Source organism: Halovibrio variabilis, assembly GCF_007991175.1.
GTDB lineage: Bacteria > Pseudomonadota > Gammaproteobacteria > Pseudomonadales > Halomonadaceae > Vreelandella > Vreelandella variabilis.
On the sequence record NZ_BJXV01000008.1, the window covers coordinates 82,596 to 96,564 of the forward strand.

The 13,969-nt window shown below is 58.6% G+C and carries 10 protein-coding genes; 1 reads left to right on the forward strand and 9 read right to left on the reverse strand.

What is annotated here, in order from left to right:
- Nucleotides 1–178: 178 nt before the first annotated feature.
- The 8 genes from phnE (HVA01_RS07260) to HVA01_RS07295 form a co-directional block, all read right to left on the reverse strand.
- Nucleotides 179–994 (reverse strand): phosphonate ABC transporter, permease protein PhnE, encoded by an 816-nt coding sequence (gene phnE / locus HVA01_RS07260; protein WP_146874397.1) that lies wholly within the window; start codon nucleotides 992–994, stop codon nucleotides 179–181.
- 30 nt (nucleotides 995–1,024) lie between these two features.
- Nucleotides 1,025–1,864, reverse strand: a complete 840-nt coding sequence (gene phnE, locus HVA01_RS07265; RefSeq protein ID WP_146874399.1) for a phosphonate ABC transporter, permease protein PhnE — start codon at nucleotides 1,862–1,864, stop codon at nucleotides 1,025–1,027.
- Complete coding sequence (gene phnC, locus HVA01_RS07270) at nucleotides 1,861–2,706, reverse strand: phosphonate ABC transporter ATP-binding protein (RefSeq protein ID WP_146874401.1); 846 nt, start codon at nucleotides 2,704–2,706, stop codon at nucleotides 1,861–1,863. Before phnC ends, phnE (HVA01_RS07265) begins: the two co-directional genes overlap by 4 nt.
- A gap of 76 nt (nucleotides 2,707–2,782) precedes the next feature.
- Nucleotides 2,783–3,757: a phosphate/phosphite/phosphonate ABC transporter substrate-binding protein gene (phnD, locus tag HVA01_RS07275; protein ID WP_146874403.1), complete on the reverse strand. Its 975-nt coding sequence runs from the start codon at nucleotides 3,755–3,757 to the stop codon at nucleotides 2,783–2,785.
- Nucleotides 3,758–3,887: 130 nt separating this feature from the next.
- Complete coding sequence (locus HVA01_RS07280; RefSeq protein ID WP_146874405.1) at nucleotides 3,888–5,639, reverse strand: bifunctional diguanylate cyclase/phosphodiesterase; 1,752 nt, start codon at nucleotides 5,637–5,639, stop codon at nucleotides 3,888–3,890.
- A 180-nt stretch (nucleotides 5,640–5,819) separates the two neighbouring features.
- On the reverse strand, nucleotides 5,820–7,853 hold the full coding sequence (locus tag HVA01_RS07285) for a protein-L-isoaspartate(D-aspartate) O-methyltransferase (RefSeq protein ID WP_146874407.1): 2,034 nt from the start codon (nucleotides 7,851–7,853) through the stop codon (nucleotides 5,820–5,822).
- A 217-nt stretch (nucleotides 7,854–8,070) separates the two neighbouring features.
- A complete protein-coding gene (locus HVA01_RS07290) occupies nucleotides 8,071–9,996 on the reverse strand; it encodes an alkaline phosphatase D family protein (protein ID WP_146874409.1) in 1,926 nt (641 codons plus the stop codon).
- Nucleotides 9,997–10,274: 278 nt separating this feature from the next.
- A complete protein-coding gene (locus HVA01_RS07295) occupies nucleotides 10,275–11,609 on the reverse strand; it encodes a Glu/Leu/Phe/Val family dehydrogenase (protein WP_146874411.1) in 1,335 nt (444 codons plus the stop codon).
- A gap of 99 nt (nucleotides 11,610–11,708) precedes the next feature.
- Here HVA01_RS07295 and HVA01_RS07300 point away from each other — a divergent pair, with 99 nt between their 5' ends.
- The gene (locus HVA01_RS07300; protein ID WP_371860137.1) at nucleotides 11,709–12,764 is read left to right on the forward strand and encodes a DUF1853 family protein; all 1,056 of its coding nucleotides are present in this window, start codon (nucleotides 11,709–11,711) and stop codon (nucleotides 12,762–12,764) included.
- 43 nt (nucleotides 12,765–12,807) lie between these two features.
- Here the strand turns inward: HVA01_RS07300 and proB are convergent, their stop codons facing one another.
- Nucleotides 12,808–13,947, reverse strand: a complete 1,140-nt coding sequence (proB, locus tag HVA01_RS07305; RefSeq protein ID WP_146874414.1) for a glutamate 5-kinase — start codon at nucleotides 13,945–13,947, stop codon at nucleotides 12,808–12,810.
- Nucleotides 13,948–13,969: the final 22 nt, after the last annotated feature.

Genomic DNA, 13,969 nt, shown 5'->3' on the forward strand with positions numbered 1-13,969 from the left:
ATATATACACTCTCTATATATAAATATTCTTTTTATGCATATCGGCAGCTACTTATATTAACACCGGACTACTATTTAGGTACGTTGCACTGCAAAGTAACCTATCGGCCGCAGGCGCAAGAACTTTAAGAAACACGCTTTGATCGTGGGGTAACGCGCGCCTTCCCGGCGCGCTGATTCAAATAATCGCGTGACGCACACGGGCAGAAATCCACTCCGACACCAGCACGGTGGCGAAAATCATAATAAAAATAACGCTGACCTGATCCCAGGCGAGGCTGTTAATCGAGGCATTCAACTGCAGGCCGATACCGCCCGCGCCGACCAGGCCTAACACCGTCGATTCACGTATATTGATATCCCAGCGGTAAACGCTAATCCCCGCAAAGGCAGGCATTACCTGGGGCAATACGCCGTAATTCATCACCTGCAGGCGGCTCGCGCCGGTCGCGCTAATCGCCTCCACTGGCGTGGGGTGAATCTCTTCAATCGCTTCGTAAAGCAGCTTGCCCACAAAGCCGATGGAGCGTAAGGCGATGGCGATAATCCCCGCCAGCACGCCGGGGCCCAGAATGGTCACCAGCAGCATCGCCCAAATCAGCGAGTTAATGGAGCGCGATGAAACGATGATGACCAGGGCGGCGCTGCGTATCAGCGGATGCGGTGTGGTATTACGGGCCGCCAGAAACGCTACCGGAAACGCCATCATAATCCCTAACGCGGTGCCCAAAGTGGCGATATTGATGGTGTCCCACATGGGCTTCCAGAGCACATTGGCATAGCCCCACTCCGGCGGGGTCATGCGGCTGATCAGATCCGCCCCCTGGCGACCGGCATCTTCCACAAACACCCACATGGTGTTGTCGGAAATCATCTTCCAGCAAAGCAGAAACAGACTGACCCCCGCCAGCCAAGCTAGGTATTGCAGCCATTGCGCGCGGGTAGTGCGCCGCCGCCAAACCGGCTGACCCTGGGGTGTCGTAGATACAGGCATAACGGTTCTCCATAATGACGGGGCCAGGCGTTACTGGGTCCAGCGGCGGACATGGCTTGAGCTGTACTCGCATAGCAGCACGATGGCGATAATAATCAGTAAGATCGCTGCGGAGGTGTCGTACTCATAGCGGCTTAGCGAGGTATTCAGCGTGGCGCCAATACCGCCCGCCCCGACAATACCAATCACTGACGATTCGCGGAAGTTGATATCCAGACGGTACATGGAGAGCCCGATCAAACGCGGCATCACCTGGGGCTGTACGGCGTGATTCATGGTCTGCCACCAGCTGGCGCCCGTGGCGCGCACCGCCTCCACCTGCCGCCAATCCAGGTCTTCAATGTCTTCCGCCAGCAGTTTGGCCATAAAGCCAATAGTGGCGAAGGCCAAGGTAATCATGCCCGCGAAAGGACCAAAGCCGAACATCACCACAAACAGAATCGCGATGATGATCTCCTGAAACGTGCGGGAAACGGCAATAATCGCGCGGCACACAAAGTAAATCGGCAGCGGGGAAATATTACGCGCCGCCCCAAGTCCCACGGGTATCGCCAGCAGCACGCCCAATACCGTGGAGGTCAGCGTCATGGTCAAACTTTCCAACAGCCCCGCGACGATATCGTCGTAACGGCTCATAAAATCGGGCTGCATAAAGGCGCCCAAAAAATTAACCGCCCGTGCGGCCCCCTCGGCCACCCGCGCCCAGTTCACCTCTACCGAGGCAAGCGCTAAAAACAGATACACCACCGCACCGATAGCCAGCCCCCAGCGCAAGCGCGGGCTTTCAATCAACGGTAGCCGCCGCCACTGGCCGCGACTCGCCGCTTGCTGGCGTGCCTGTGTAAGCGGCGCTTCAGCCTGCTTACTCATCGTGCGCCCCCCGCTTCAATTGACGACAGCACACGCGCGTAAGGCGGATTCACCGGTGCGTCGTCCGTGGTTTCGTCGTCCATCGGCTCCGGCGTGGTATCCCACTCCTCTTCGCCGTAGATCGTGGTCAGCATATCGCTGTCGAGCTCGCTGGGCAGGCCATCAAAGACGATCTCCCCTGCCCGCAGGCCGACAATGCGATCGGCAAACTGCTGCGCCAGCGCCACGTCGTGAATATTGATGATCGCGGCCAGCTCACGCTCGGCACACAGCTCGCGAATCAAACGCATGATCTGGCGCGAGGTTTTGGGGTCGAGACTGGCGGTAGGTTCGTCAACCAGCAACAGCTTAGGGCTTTGCAGTAGCGCCCTGGCGATACCCACCCGCTGGCGCTGGCCGCCGGACAATGCATCGGCGCGCTTGTCGATGGCATGCGTCAGCCCTACCCGCTCCAGCAGCCTAAACGCTTCAACCACCGCTTCCTGAGGATAGCGGCGTAGAAAACTGCGCCAAAAACCCACGTAGCCAAGCTGGCCCGAGAGCACGTTTTCCATCACGGTTAAGCGGTCGACTAGCGCGTACTCTTGAAAGATCATGCCCATTGAGCGGCGGGCATGGCGCAGCTTATGCCCTGAGAGCTTGGTGATTTCGGTGTCTTCAAGGCGAATGCTGCCCTGAGTGGGTTCAACCAGCCGGTTCACGCAGCGAATCAGCGTGCTTTTACCCGCACCGGAAGGCCCAATCAGCGCCATCACTTGGCCCTTGGGTAACGCGAGCTCAATATCAGTCAGCGCCCGGTCCCCGGTGGGGTAGCGCTTGCCTACGCCACTTAGTGTCAACATCGTTCTACCTCGTATGTATAGCGAAACGGCCAGAAGGTGAGCCCTCCTGGCCGAATAAATGCTGATAACCGACTGATTAATCGCAGTCGTAGGTCACACCGTTGGCGTCGGCAATGGTGCGAATCACTTCCCAGTTTTCCTCATAGGTAATCGGAATAAACTGCGCTTCACCGGAGTTGGCGAATTCGGCTTCCAGTGCCGTGCCGTCCCAGTCGTAGCTGAAGAAAGCGTCTTGAATCTGCTCGGCAAGCTCGGGGTCTAGGTTATGGGCCAGCCCGTACGCGGTGGTGGGGAAGGTTTGTGAAGTGTAAATAATCTCGTAATCATCTTCGTCAATCACACCACGGGAAATCATCCGGTGGGCTACAGAATTAGCGATTGCGGCGGCTTCGTAATCTTCGTTGACCACACCTAAAATCGAGTTGTCGTGGGAGCCAGAGAAAGCGGTTTCAAAGTCTTCGCCTGCTTCCATGCCGTACTCTGAACGCAGCAGCGCGGACGGCGCACGGAAGCCCGAGTTGGAGGTCTCGGAGGTAAACGCTAACTGGCGACCTTCCAGGTCTTCAACGGATTCAATGCCGCTGCCAGGGTAGGTGATGATCTCCATTTCGTAGCCAAAGCTGCCATCTTCGGCGGCCATCATGGCAAAGGGACGGAAACCACCGCAGTTAACCGCCACCGGTACGCCACCGGTATTAAAACCGGCGACGTGCAAACGACCGGCACGCAGCGCTTCCTGCTGAGCAGCGTTGGACTGCACCGGGAAAAACTGAATGTCCTTGCCGGTGGCTTCACTCAGGTGGTCAAGAAAGCCTGACCATACATCGGCGTAAACTGCGGGGTCTTCCACCGGCGTGTAGGCAAACACTAGCGTGTCCGGGTCTACCTGCTGAGATTCATCGCTGGGTACGTCGGCGACCATATCGCCGTCGTTATCCACATAGCGCGAGGAAAGATCCGCAGAGGCGTTCACCGCAACCAAGGCAAAAGCACCCGCAACGGCGGCACTGATCAGGGTACGCGGAAGCGAAAGAGAAGATAGAGACTGCATGGGTCACCTAAGGCGTTGTTAGAAGATAGACACATCCTGACGACTTCAGATGACAACGCCGAGACACTCTCATGACCACTGGGTGACGTCTTTATGAAGGTTCGGTGACAGGGCGCCACCTTACCTTAGCCTAGGCCGGGGCTGAACAGGCGCTGCGACGTTCAACAAACAGGCTATTACCGACTATTTTTTTGGCCTGATGTTTTAGTTCAGACAGGTCACCAGCGACATCCAGCGACTGACAGTTGGTCGTGTCGGCGATGGGTTTCACCGCAATCGAGACGCTGACAAAGGGGAAAAACGTCACCGCGTTCTGACGATTTTCGATTTCAAGCCCGCCCTGAAGGCGATCAGCCTCTTCATAAAAGCCCGGCGCCATCACTTCAAATGAGCGCAGGATTTGCTGACAAACGCTTTCCCAGTGGTCAAGCGGTAGCAGCATCATAAAATCATCCCCGCCAATATGGCCGATAAAACCGCCAGCACTCTCTACCTGCGCCTGCAATAGCCGCGACAGCGAGATAATCACGTGGTCGCCGCGGGCATAGCCGTAGGCATCGTTAAAAGGCTTGAAGTTGTCTAAGTCGACGTAGGCCGCGGCAAAGCCCTGCTCCGCGGCTAAATAGGCGGCCAGGGTTTCGTTAATCAGAATATTGCCCGGCAAGCCGGTAAGCGGGTTGGCATGGCGCGCCTGACGCACCTGAATCGCGGTAATCTCGCGCAACAGATCGACAATATTCCCCATGCCCAGGTAGTCGCCATCGGCATTCACAATCACAAAGTCTTCCTGTTCGATATCCCGGCTGTCGGTCAGCTGCTGACTCAAGGTCTCAAGCGGGGTATCCGCCTCGGCCACCAGCATGCGTGCATCGGCCACGTCCAACACACAGCGTTTGGCATACAGGGCGTGGCTATAGGGGTTGGTGAACAGGGTTAAAAACGCATTGCGACGCACCACCGCCACGGGCTTGCCGTCATCCACCACGGCCACGCAGCGCAAGCCAGCGTGTTGGCGAAACCGCTCAGACACCAGTGGCACGGCGTAATCGGTCGTTATGGTGTCGATAGTGCGCAAAATAGAGCGCGCGGTGCGACCGGCGGGGCTTTTTAACTGGGTGGTGGCGGGCAGCAACATATTGAGCTGCAAAGGCGGCTGGTGGCTGGGGCGGGCAAAATAGAAGCCTTGCAGCAGCGCAAGGCCACGGTCGAGCTCCCACAGGCACAGGTGCTCAGCGGCGGTTTCCACACCTTCGGCGATCACTTGGCAGTCCAGGCTTCGGGCCACATCGAGAATCGAGCGTAGAAATTCTCGCTTGGCAGAATTCTGGTCAATGCCGGAGATAAAGTGGCGGTCAAGCTTGACGAAATCCGGGCGCAGCTCCGACCAGTGGCGCAGGCTTGAGTGCCCCGCGCCGAGGTCATCAAGGGCCACCTGAAAGCCCATCGTGCGGTAGTGATCTACCGCCTGGCGCATCAGCTCGTAGTCATGGATCGGCACGTGCTCGGTAAGCTCAATCACTACCCGCTCCGGGGGTAGCCCACTGTCGCGGATAAAACCGAGCGTTAACCCCTCGCGAAAATCGCGCTCGACGATGGTCAGCGGCATGACGTTAAGAAACAGCAGGCCGGGCAGATCCAGCGCGGCAAAGCGGTTAATGGCCAGTCGGCGACAGAGCAGGTCTAACTCGACGAGCTTTCCGGCCTGGGTGGCGACTTCAAACAGCCGTAGCGGCGAATGCAGCGGCGAGGCTTTAGGCCCGCGAATCAGCGCTTCGTAGCCGTAAATCGCCTGCTGGTTAGCATCCACAATGGGCTGAAACAGCACGTGCAACTCTTCGTTTGCAATGATTTTATTCAGCCACTGCGCTTCTTGTGCGGTCATTTGCCTGCTGCCCTTTTCTGCCACCCGCATAGCGGTGGTGCCGATGATGTGTCACCGTCCCTGACGGTTGTTGCCAAGCTTAAAGCGTGCGTCATTGTTATGACGCTATCATGACAATGCCCGCATAAGCGGGCACTTATATTTCCCTTAGACGCAAGGGGCGATTATTTTACGCTACGTTTACAGCCCGAAAGGGTAGGCGTCCGGCACCCCGTCAAGGGTTTTACTCGCCAGTGGGGTCACGGCACGGGTTTGGTCAATCCACACGTACTCGTCAAACTGCTCCGCCAAGCACGCCTTAAAGTAGTGACTAGCCCGCTCGGTTTCGGGGCGGTAAATCACGCCGATGGCCCGCTCTAGATAGGATTCGTGCATACGTTTATCCAGCTCCCGCGACGCCGGATGCCGCAGGGGCAATGTACACGCAGGCATCCCGGCGTCGTGGAAAAGCCGCTCCCAGCTATCGCGCAGAGAAGGCCTTACCTGCTTGACCTCCATCGGCTCGTCCCAGTTCGAAGCGGCGGCCACCGTGCCACTGTGGGTGCCAAAACCAATCAAGTAGGCATCATCGCCATAGGCCTCACGACACAGCTGCCCCACGTTATGCTGGCCACGCGCGCTCATGTCGGTGGCGCTGGCATCGCCGATATGGGAGTTGTGTTCCCAGATCACTGCTTTGGTGCCATGACCCCCATGGCTAAGCAGGCTATCTAGGGTATCGAACATATGCTGATCACGCAGGTTCCAGGAATCGCTGTATCCGCTGTACATACTGCGGTAGTAACGCTCGGCATTGGCGATAAGTCGCGCGTTGTGAACGGCGTCCATAAAACGCTCGCCATCCTGCTGAGCGTACTCCATACGCTTATTGATCAACGCCACCAAGGTGGCCACCACGTCGTCCTCACACTCGCGATAGCGCCCGGCGGCCGCCGCACGACCGTAGGTAGCGGGGTCGGATTGCCAGGGCGTAAGACAGCCATAGCGTTCCCGGGCTGTCGCCGCCGCCTGAGGATCCACCTCATCAAGGTAATCAAGCACGGCGCTAATCGAGGTAAACAGGCTATAAAGATCCAGCCCGTAAAAAGCAACGCGCTTTTCGGGGTCATGGATGCTGGCGTTATGTTCACGCAGCCAGTCAACGAAGCCGCGCACTTCTTCATTCCGCCACATCCAGGTGGGAAAACGAGCAAAAGCGGTCCACTCCGCTGGCGGCGTTTGCAGGTGGCGCACGTAGTGATCGATTCGGCTGGCATCGGGCCAGTCGGCCTCCACGGCGACAAAGTCGAAGCCCTTCTTCTCAATAAGCGCTCGGGTAATACGGGCACGAAAACGGTAAAACTCAGACGTGCCGTGGGACGCCTCGCCAATCAGCACCACGCGTGAATCGCCGATGCGTTCCAGCAGACGATCAATATTGCCCTCATCAATATCGTCGATGGGATCGGCGGCCTCGGCTATCAATTCACTGGTACGCATCGAACTCGCCTCGCGAGAAGGACGTTGAGTGACTTCCCTGGCGACAGGGGCACGCTTGTCGGCGTGGCGATCTTCCCAGCCAGCATCGCCCACCAAAGGCACAAAGCGCACCTCGGTCAGGTGCTCTTCGCGAAATTCGTGCTCCGACACGCGGGTCACACGAATCAGCGCTTGCTCAGTTTGGCTGGCGCTGATGGGAATAACCAAGCGTCCGCCAATCGCCAACTGCTGCTTGAGCGACTCAGGCACCTCAGGCCCACCGGCGGCCACGACGATGCCATCGTAAGGCGCCTGGGCAGGCCAGCCCAGCGTGCCATCACCATGCACCACCTCGATATTGTCATAGCCAAGCGAGCCGAGCACCTCGCGAGCACTGTCAGCCAGGGTTTCATAACGCTCAATAGTCACCACATCATCGCCGATCTCGCCCAATATCGCGGCGGCGTAGCCTGACCCGGTGCCTACCTCCAGCAGCTTCCCGCCCCCAGTGAGCTGCAGCGCGTCCACCATATACGCCACGATGTACGGCTGGGAAATGGTCTGCTGCTCGTTAATCGGCAGGGCCGAATCCTCATAAGCGAACTCACGCAGAGAGGGAGGAAGAAAGGCTTCTCGGGGTACCTTGCCCATGGCATTAAGCACCACCGATGAGGTAATACCTCGCTGGGCGATGTGGCGCGTCACCATCGCCTGACGGCGCCGCGTATAACTGTGCTGATCGCGTTCCTTTGCCATAGCTCCGTCCTCTTGATATTGCTGGAAAACAAGGGTGTGTTAAACCGGAATGGCTTGTCCTGCTTTTGGTCAAGCCTGTGATCCTTGTTACTAGCGTAGTACACCCAGACGGGACATTGGCAAAGCGGAGAGTGCAATCGAAAAGGACGTTAACAGTGAAACGTACGCAACGCCGTCAAGCGCCAAGAAAGGTAACCCCGTGAAAGGGGCAGTCAGCCTAACGCGGCGGTAGGTTGTCCGGTGGAGGAAAGACCACATCGTCACCACGGGTGGCATCCAACTGGCGGATATCGGTAGGCCGGCCCTGATCGTCCAGCGTTATCAGACCGATACCGCTGCCATTCCAAAGCCGCTCACCGGCGCTGGCGCGATCGGGATCACGGGGGTGAACACTGAGTTTGCGGCGCTTGGTGAACCAGTTCAGCGGCGACCACGGCGCGTAGAGCCAGCGGTTGAGGCGGTCAAAGGTATTGAGTAGGTTGTCGGGAAAGGTATTTTTGATCCCGCTCGAGGTGATTTGCCATAGGTGGGGAGAACGCCGCTGATGGCGAACCACAATGTCGTAGACAAACGAGTAATGCACATCCCCTGACAAAATCACATAGTTACCCGGCGTTTTGGAGTGCCGCCAAATTTGCAGCAGCGTATTGGCCGCGCCGCGGTGGGCCATCCAGTTTTCGGCATCCACCATCAGCGGCTTACCCGCCAGGGTAAACAGCTTTTGAATCCCCTCGATCAACTTGACCCCGAACATTGGCGCGGGGGAAATAATCACCGCACTTTTAGCGCCCAGCAGCGCCTGCTGCATTTCCATCAGCGCCTCCCAATCCATGAGGCCTGAGGGCCGTTTGGGGCTACGCTCGCTGCGCCAGCGACGGGTGCGGGTATCCAGCACAATCAGTGTCGGCGTGCCAGGAATCTGAAACTCCCAGCCCTGAAAACGAAGCAGCCGTGCAATCAGCCCATCCTGCTCAGCACACGCCAGCGGTTGGGCGCCATCGCCCAGCAGCGTCGCGGCGTGATGGACTAACGGATTCAATTTATCCGGGTCGTTACCCCAGCCTTGGCAGAGCAGATAGGCCGCCAGGGCATTACCGATAATACGCTTAGAGAACGGGTTGCCGTAGGCGGCACGCTCCCAGTCGGCGGTCAAATTCCAATCGTCGGAGACGTCGTGGTCGTCAAAGATCATCAGGCTGGGCAGGTGCGCCATTAAGCGCGCGCACTGGGGCAAGCCTTCAACAAAGGTATCGATCACCGCCTGCTCCTGGCGATACAGTTCGGCGTCTTTGTCAGCTAACGCAGGGATCTCGGGGGCAATCACGCGCCAAGGCACCGGCGACCATACCAGGCAGTACATGGCGAGCATTTCAGCCAGCGTCATCAAGTGGTTATGGGCATTCGCCGAGGTAAACACGGGCTTTTTGACACCGCCAAAAAAGCGTTCGCGCAGTGCGGCGTTGCTGGTTACATCGGGCAACAGCGACCCACGCCGGTAGTAGCTATCCGGCGAGCGGTAGAGCGCTTGGCTATCGTCGACAGTCGCCCCTTCCAGCCACTCATCCACCAGCCCTAGCCGCTCAATCAGCGCGTGCACGGCGCGCAGCATCGGCCCGGCCACGTCGTCGGCGTACACCTGGTCGCCGGTCATCAGCAGCCAAGCGGGCCATTCGGCGGGCGCTGCCTGCTGCTCAGCCAGCCAGCTATCCGCGCGCACCAGACCATCGGCGCTATCGTGATGGGGCTTGCGGCAGGAGCCGTGCATGAGACGGTGATGGCGTGAGGCAATCACAAAGGCGGGATAAGCGGCGCCGTCATAACACAGCCACGGCGCCCATTCGGGCAGTGAGCGCCATTCGCCCTGCGCTGTTGCCACCTGCAAGTCGTACTCAATACGCTCGTCGCAGGGCAGCGCTGATGCAAGCTCACAATCAATAAGGTAAATAAAGGCGTGTTTGCCAATGGCGAGACACTGCTGGTGGGGCGCTAAATCGATTGACTGGCTATCGGCGCGCCCAGGGTGCAGCACTAACGTCATGTCCAGAGGCCGGGTGGCAACGAGCCAAAGCACTAATCGCGTCGTGCTGATGCGTCTTAACAGGGGGCCGACGACTATATCAGGCAGCGTATCCGTGCGATTCATCCAGTGAGATCTCCGTTATCGACACGCTACCATAGACAGTTCCACCACCATTTTTAATCCGCCAGAGGTGGTGGGTTAAAAGTGGCATGCCAATCAAGGTAGCGTACCGCGTCATCCAAACGCTCTAGCTCAACGTCCCAGTGCGCACGGTTCGCTTCCGGTCGTTGGCTTAATTGCAGACGCATCACGCTTAGCGGGGGTTCAGCGCATGGTCAAGGTTATCAGCGTTTAAGCAGGTTTGCGTTATGAACGTTCTATCGACTGTCCTATCGACTGTCCTATCGACAGTCCTGACAATTCCCCCGCACCGTAATCGCTTCGGCAATGCGCTCAATGCCCTGGCGATAGGCGGCTTGGCGGTAGGTAATGCCTTCGGCCTGTGCGCGCGTTAGCACTTGGCTGGCTTCTTCGCTGAGCAGTGTGTCCAAACGCTCGTTAACCTGCTTTTCGCTCCACTTCTCACCGGCCCGGTTTTGCAGCCACTCAAAGTAGCTGACAATCACCCCGCCCGTGTTGACCAATACATCCGGCAGCACCGGCACGTCGCGCTGGGCAAGGGCCTGATCGGCCTCGCTGGTGAGTGGGCCATTGGCGATTTCCAAGATAGCGCTGGCGTTTACCTCATTCACATTGTCGCCATGAATTTGATTTTCTAGCGCCGCCAGTACCAATACATCGACCTCCAGTGCCAGCAGCTCGGCACCCGCCATCGCGCTGCCCGCATCGCTATCAGTCACTTTGCCGCTGTTTGCTTTGGCCTGCTTAACCGCTGCAATATCCAGCCCATCAGCGTTATAAAGCGCGCCGCTGGAATCCGATACCGCCACAATGCGGTAGCCACGTTCACTGGCTAAACGGGCAAAGTGATAAGCCGCGTTGCCAAACCCTTGCACCGCCACGGTGGTCTCTTCGGGTTTTCGCCCTGTGCGCTCTGACCACAAGTCGAGCACCTGTAGCGCGCCCCGCCCGGTCGCGGCAACCCGCCCTGGCGAGCCACCAAGAGCGATAGGTTTACCGGTAATCGCCGCGGGGGCTTTAGCGCGGGTGATTTGTTCGTATTCATCAATCATCCAGCCCAATACCGTGGCATCGATATTAACGTCTGGCGCGGGAATATCGCGATCAGGCCCCATAATATCGGCAATGGCGCGAATATATCCCCGCGCCAAGCGCTCAAGCTCCAACGACGACAGTGCCTTGGCATCCACTTGGACACCGCCTTTACCGCCGCCATAGGGCAAGCCGACGACCGCGCACTTCACGGCCATCCAAAAGCTTAGCGTGGTGACTTCATGCTGATTGACATTGGGATGAAAGCGAACGCCGCCTTTGGCAGGCCCCAGGCTGGTATCGTAATGTACTCGCCAGGCAGGAAAGGCTTTTAGGCGCCCATCGTCCATACGTACGGGAATGCTCACCTGCAGCGAAAGGCTGGGCTGCATCAGCCGCGCTTGGGCGTCAGGGTGAATATCGAGCACTTTGAACACATCTTCAAGCCGTGAACGGGCATCCTCAAACAACGCCGCGCCGGTTTCGGGCGTCAACGCCTGGGTTGCCGTTTTCTCTATTGGCTTTTGCGCTACCTGGGGTATCTTCGTTTTGGCCTTGCCCATTTAACACCCTCCTTTTCCTTGGCCCGAGCAGGACTTTAAGGCATTAACCTTATAACGTGTGTAAAGCGTAGCAGTTATCGATATGCAGAGGAGAAGGCCGTGCCGGATGAAGGCGTGTATGGCGAACAAGAGGCAGAAACACTGGCCACCGCGGGGCTAGGCAATTCAGTACTGCGTGATTTGGCTTGGCTGGCGACAACACCTGACCTGATTACACTGCCGCCGCCGGTGCCTTGCGGGGGGCGCCCATCGCTTCAAGAATTGGGCTTACAGGGCGCGCTATTACCCTGGCTGCATCAACTTGGCCAACCGCCGTTAGCCGCCCTGAACGGCCACCGCGCCACGCGCATGGGTCATTACCATGAGCGCCTGTGGCACACGCTGTTAGACCATGCGCCAAATACACGGTTATTAGCCAGTAATGTGCGTATTGCTCGCCAACGTAACACCCTGGGCGAGCTGGATATGCTCTATCGAACCCGGAACAACCCGGCGCCGGTACATTTGGAAGTGGCGATTAAGTTCTACTTGGGGCTCCCCGATGGGCCAGGCGCGCCGACCAGCCAAAGCCGCTGGATTGGCCCCGGCGGGCTAGATAGCTTGGCGATTAAAAGCGCTCACCTGCACCGTCATCAGCTACCGCTTTCGACTACCGCGCTGGCGCTAAAAACGCTTACCCACTGGCTCACCCCTCGGGATATTGGCGCCGCTGATGTTCATTTAGTGGAGCAGTTAACCCAGCGGCTGGCGATGCCTGGCGTGCTCTACTACCCCTGGCACGCGGTGCTGCCAGCGCCGGAAGGGGCGACGCCAGACCATCGCCGGGGAAGGTGGTGCTACGTAAGCGATTGGCCTGCGCTGGCATCGTGCTTTACCGAACGACCCTGGGTGGCATGGCTTGCAAAACCCCACTGGTTAGCGCCCCCGCCGCGTAACGCTTTTCGTCCCCTGGCGGAGCAACTGCCTGCCGTGATTGATAGGGTGCAAACGTGGCAGTCAGCGCAACAAATCATGCTGTGTTACCCCAATAAACAGGGCGCTGAAAAGGGCTATACAAAGGGCTATACAACCGGCCACACAAAGGGTTATGAACGGCTGTTCCTGGTGCCCGATAATTGGCCGCGCCAGGTGCCTCTGCCGCCCTCTGAAGGCTAAACAGCGCCCTGTTAGCGGCGGCTGACGTTACACCACGACCAAATTACACAATAACCAAGTTATCGCGGTGAATCAGCTCATGGGCTTCCACGTAGCCGAGGATCGCCTCAATCTGGTGGCTGGGCTGACCTGCCAACTGGCGCGCTTCATCGGCGCCGTAGTTCACCAGGCCTTTGGCCACTGATGCGCCCTGCTCGTCCACGCACACCACCATATCGCCGCGTTTAAAGTCGCCCTGCACGTCGCGCACGCCGACCGCCAGCAGGCTAGAGCCTTTATCGCGCAGCACTTTGACCGCCCCGGCATCCAGCACTAGCGTGCCACGCACCTGCAACTGCCCCGCCAGCCAGCGCTTGCGCGCCGCTATGGGCACTTGATCGGGCCGCAGCAAGGTGCCGAGCGCCTCACCCGCCATTATCCGGTTGATGACGTCAGGCTGGCGGCCGCTGGCAATCACCGTGACAGCACCAGAGCGCGCGGCTAGCTGCGCCGCGCGGATTTTAGTACTCATACCGCCGCGCCCCAGTGCCCCGCCACTGCCTGCGACGGCAGCTAAGCGCGGGTCGTCGGCGCGCCCTTCGGCAATCATCTGGGCATTGGAATCATGGCGCGGGTCGGCGTCAAACAGGCCTTCCTGGTCGGTCAGTAGCAGCAGCGCGTCCGCTTCCAACAGATTGGCGACCAGCGCGCCCAGGGTGTCGTTATCGCCAAAGCGAATTTCATCGGTGACCACGGTGTCGTTTTCGTTGATCACTGGCACCACGCGCATTTCGACCAGCGTGCGCAGCGCCGAAAGCGCATTCAGGTAGCGCTTGCGGTTGGAAAGGTCGTCATGGGTCAGCAGAATCTGCGCGGTGAGCATGCGGTGGCGAGCAAAGTGCTGCTCATAGCACTGAGTCAGGCCGTTTTGGCCCACCGCCGCGGCGGCTTGTAGCTTATGCACGGCGCTGGGGCGCACCTGCCAGCCCAGCCGTACCATGCCCGCCGCCACGGCGCCGGAGGAGACCAGCACCACCTCGATGCCCTGTTGGTGCAAAGCGGCGATTTGATCTACCCAGCCGCCAATGGCAGCTTCATCCAGGCCGCGGCCATCGTTGGTGAGTAGCGCACTGCCAATTTTAACCACCACCCGCCGTGCACGGATTAAGGCGTTGCGCCCCAGGATTTGCTCGTTACTTGCCATGCGACCCCACCTTTATAAAACA

Excerpts from the sequence above, each read along its gene's own strand:
- phnE (WP_146874397.1), bottom strand. The coding sequence starts at position 994 with ATGCCTGTATCTACGACACCCCAGGGTCAGCCGGTTTGGCGGCGGCGC.
- phnE (WP_146874399.1), bottom strand. The coding sequence starts at position 1,864 with ATGAGTAAGCAGGCTGAAGCGCCGCTTACACAGGCACGCCAGCAAGCG.
- phnC (WP_146874401.1), bottom strand. The coding sequence starts at position 2,706 with ATGTTGACACTAAGTGGCGTAGGCAAGCGCTACCCCACCGGGGACCGG.
- phnD (WP_146874403.1), bottom strand. The coding sequence starts at position 3,757 with ATGCAGTCTCTATCTTCTCTTTCGCTTCCGCGTACCCTGATCAGTGCC.
- HVA01_RS07280 (WP_146874405.1), bottom strand. The coding sequence starts at position 5,639 with ATGACCGCACAAGAAGCGCAGTGGCTGAATAAAATCATTGCAAACGAA.
- HVA01_RS07285 (WP_146874407.1), bottom strand. The coding sequence starts at position 7,853 with ATGGCAAAGGAACGCGATCAGCACAGTTATACGCGGCGCCGTCAGGCG.
- HVA01_RS07290 (WP_146874409.1), bottom strand. The coding sequence starts at position 9,996 with ATGAATCGCACGGATACGCTGCCTGATATAGTCGTCGGCCCCCTGTTA.
- HVA01_RS07295 (WP_146874411.1), bottom strand. The coding sequence starts at position 11,609 with ATGGGCAAGGCCAAAACGAAGATACCCCAGGTAGCGCAAAAGCCAATA.
- proB (WP_146874414.1), bottom strand. The coding sequence starts at position 13,947 with ATGGCAAGTAACGAGCAAATCCTGGGGCGCAACGCCTTAATCCGTGCA.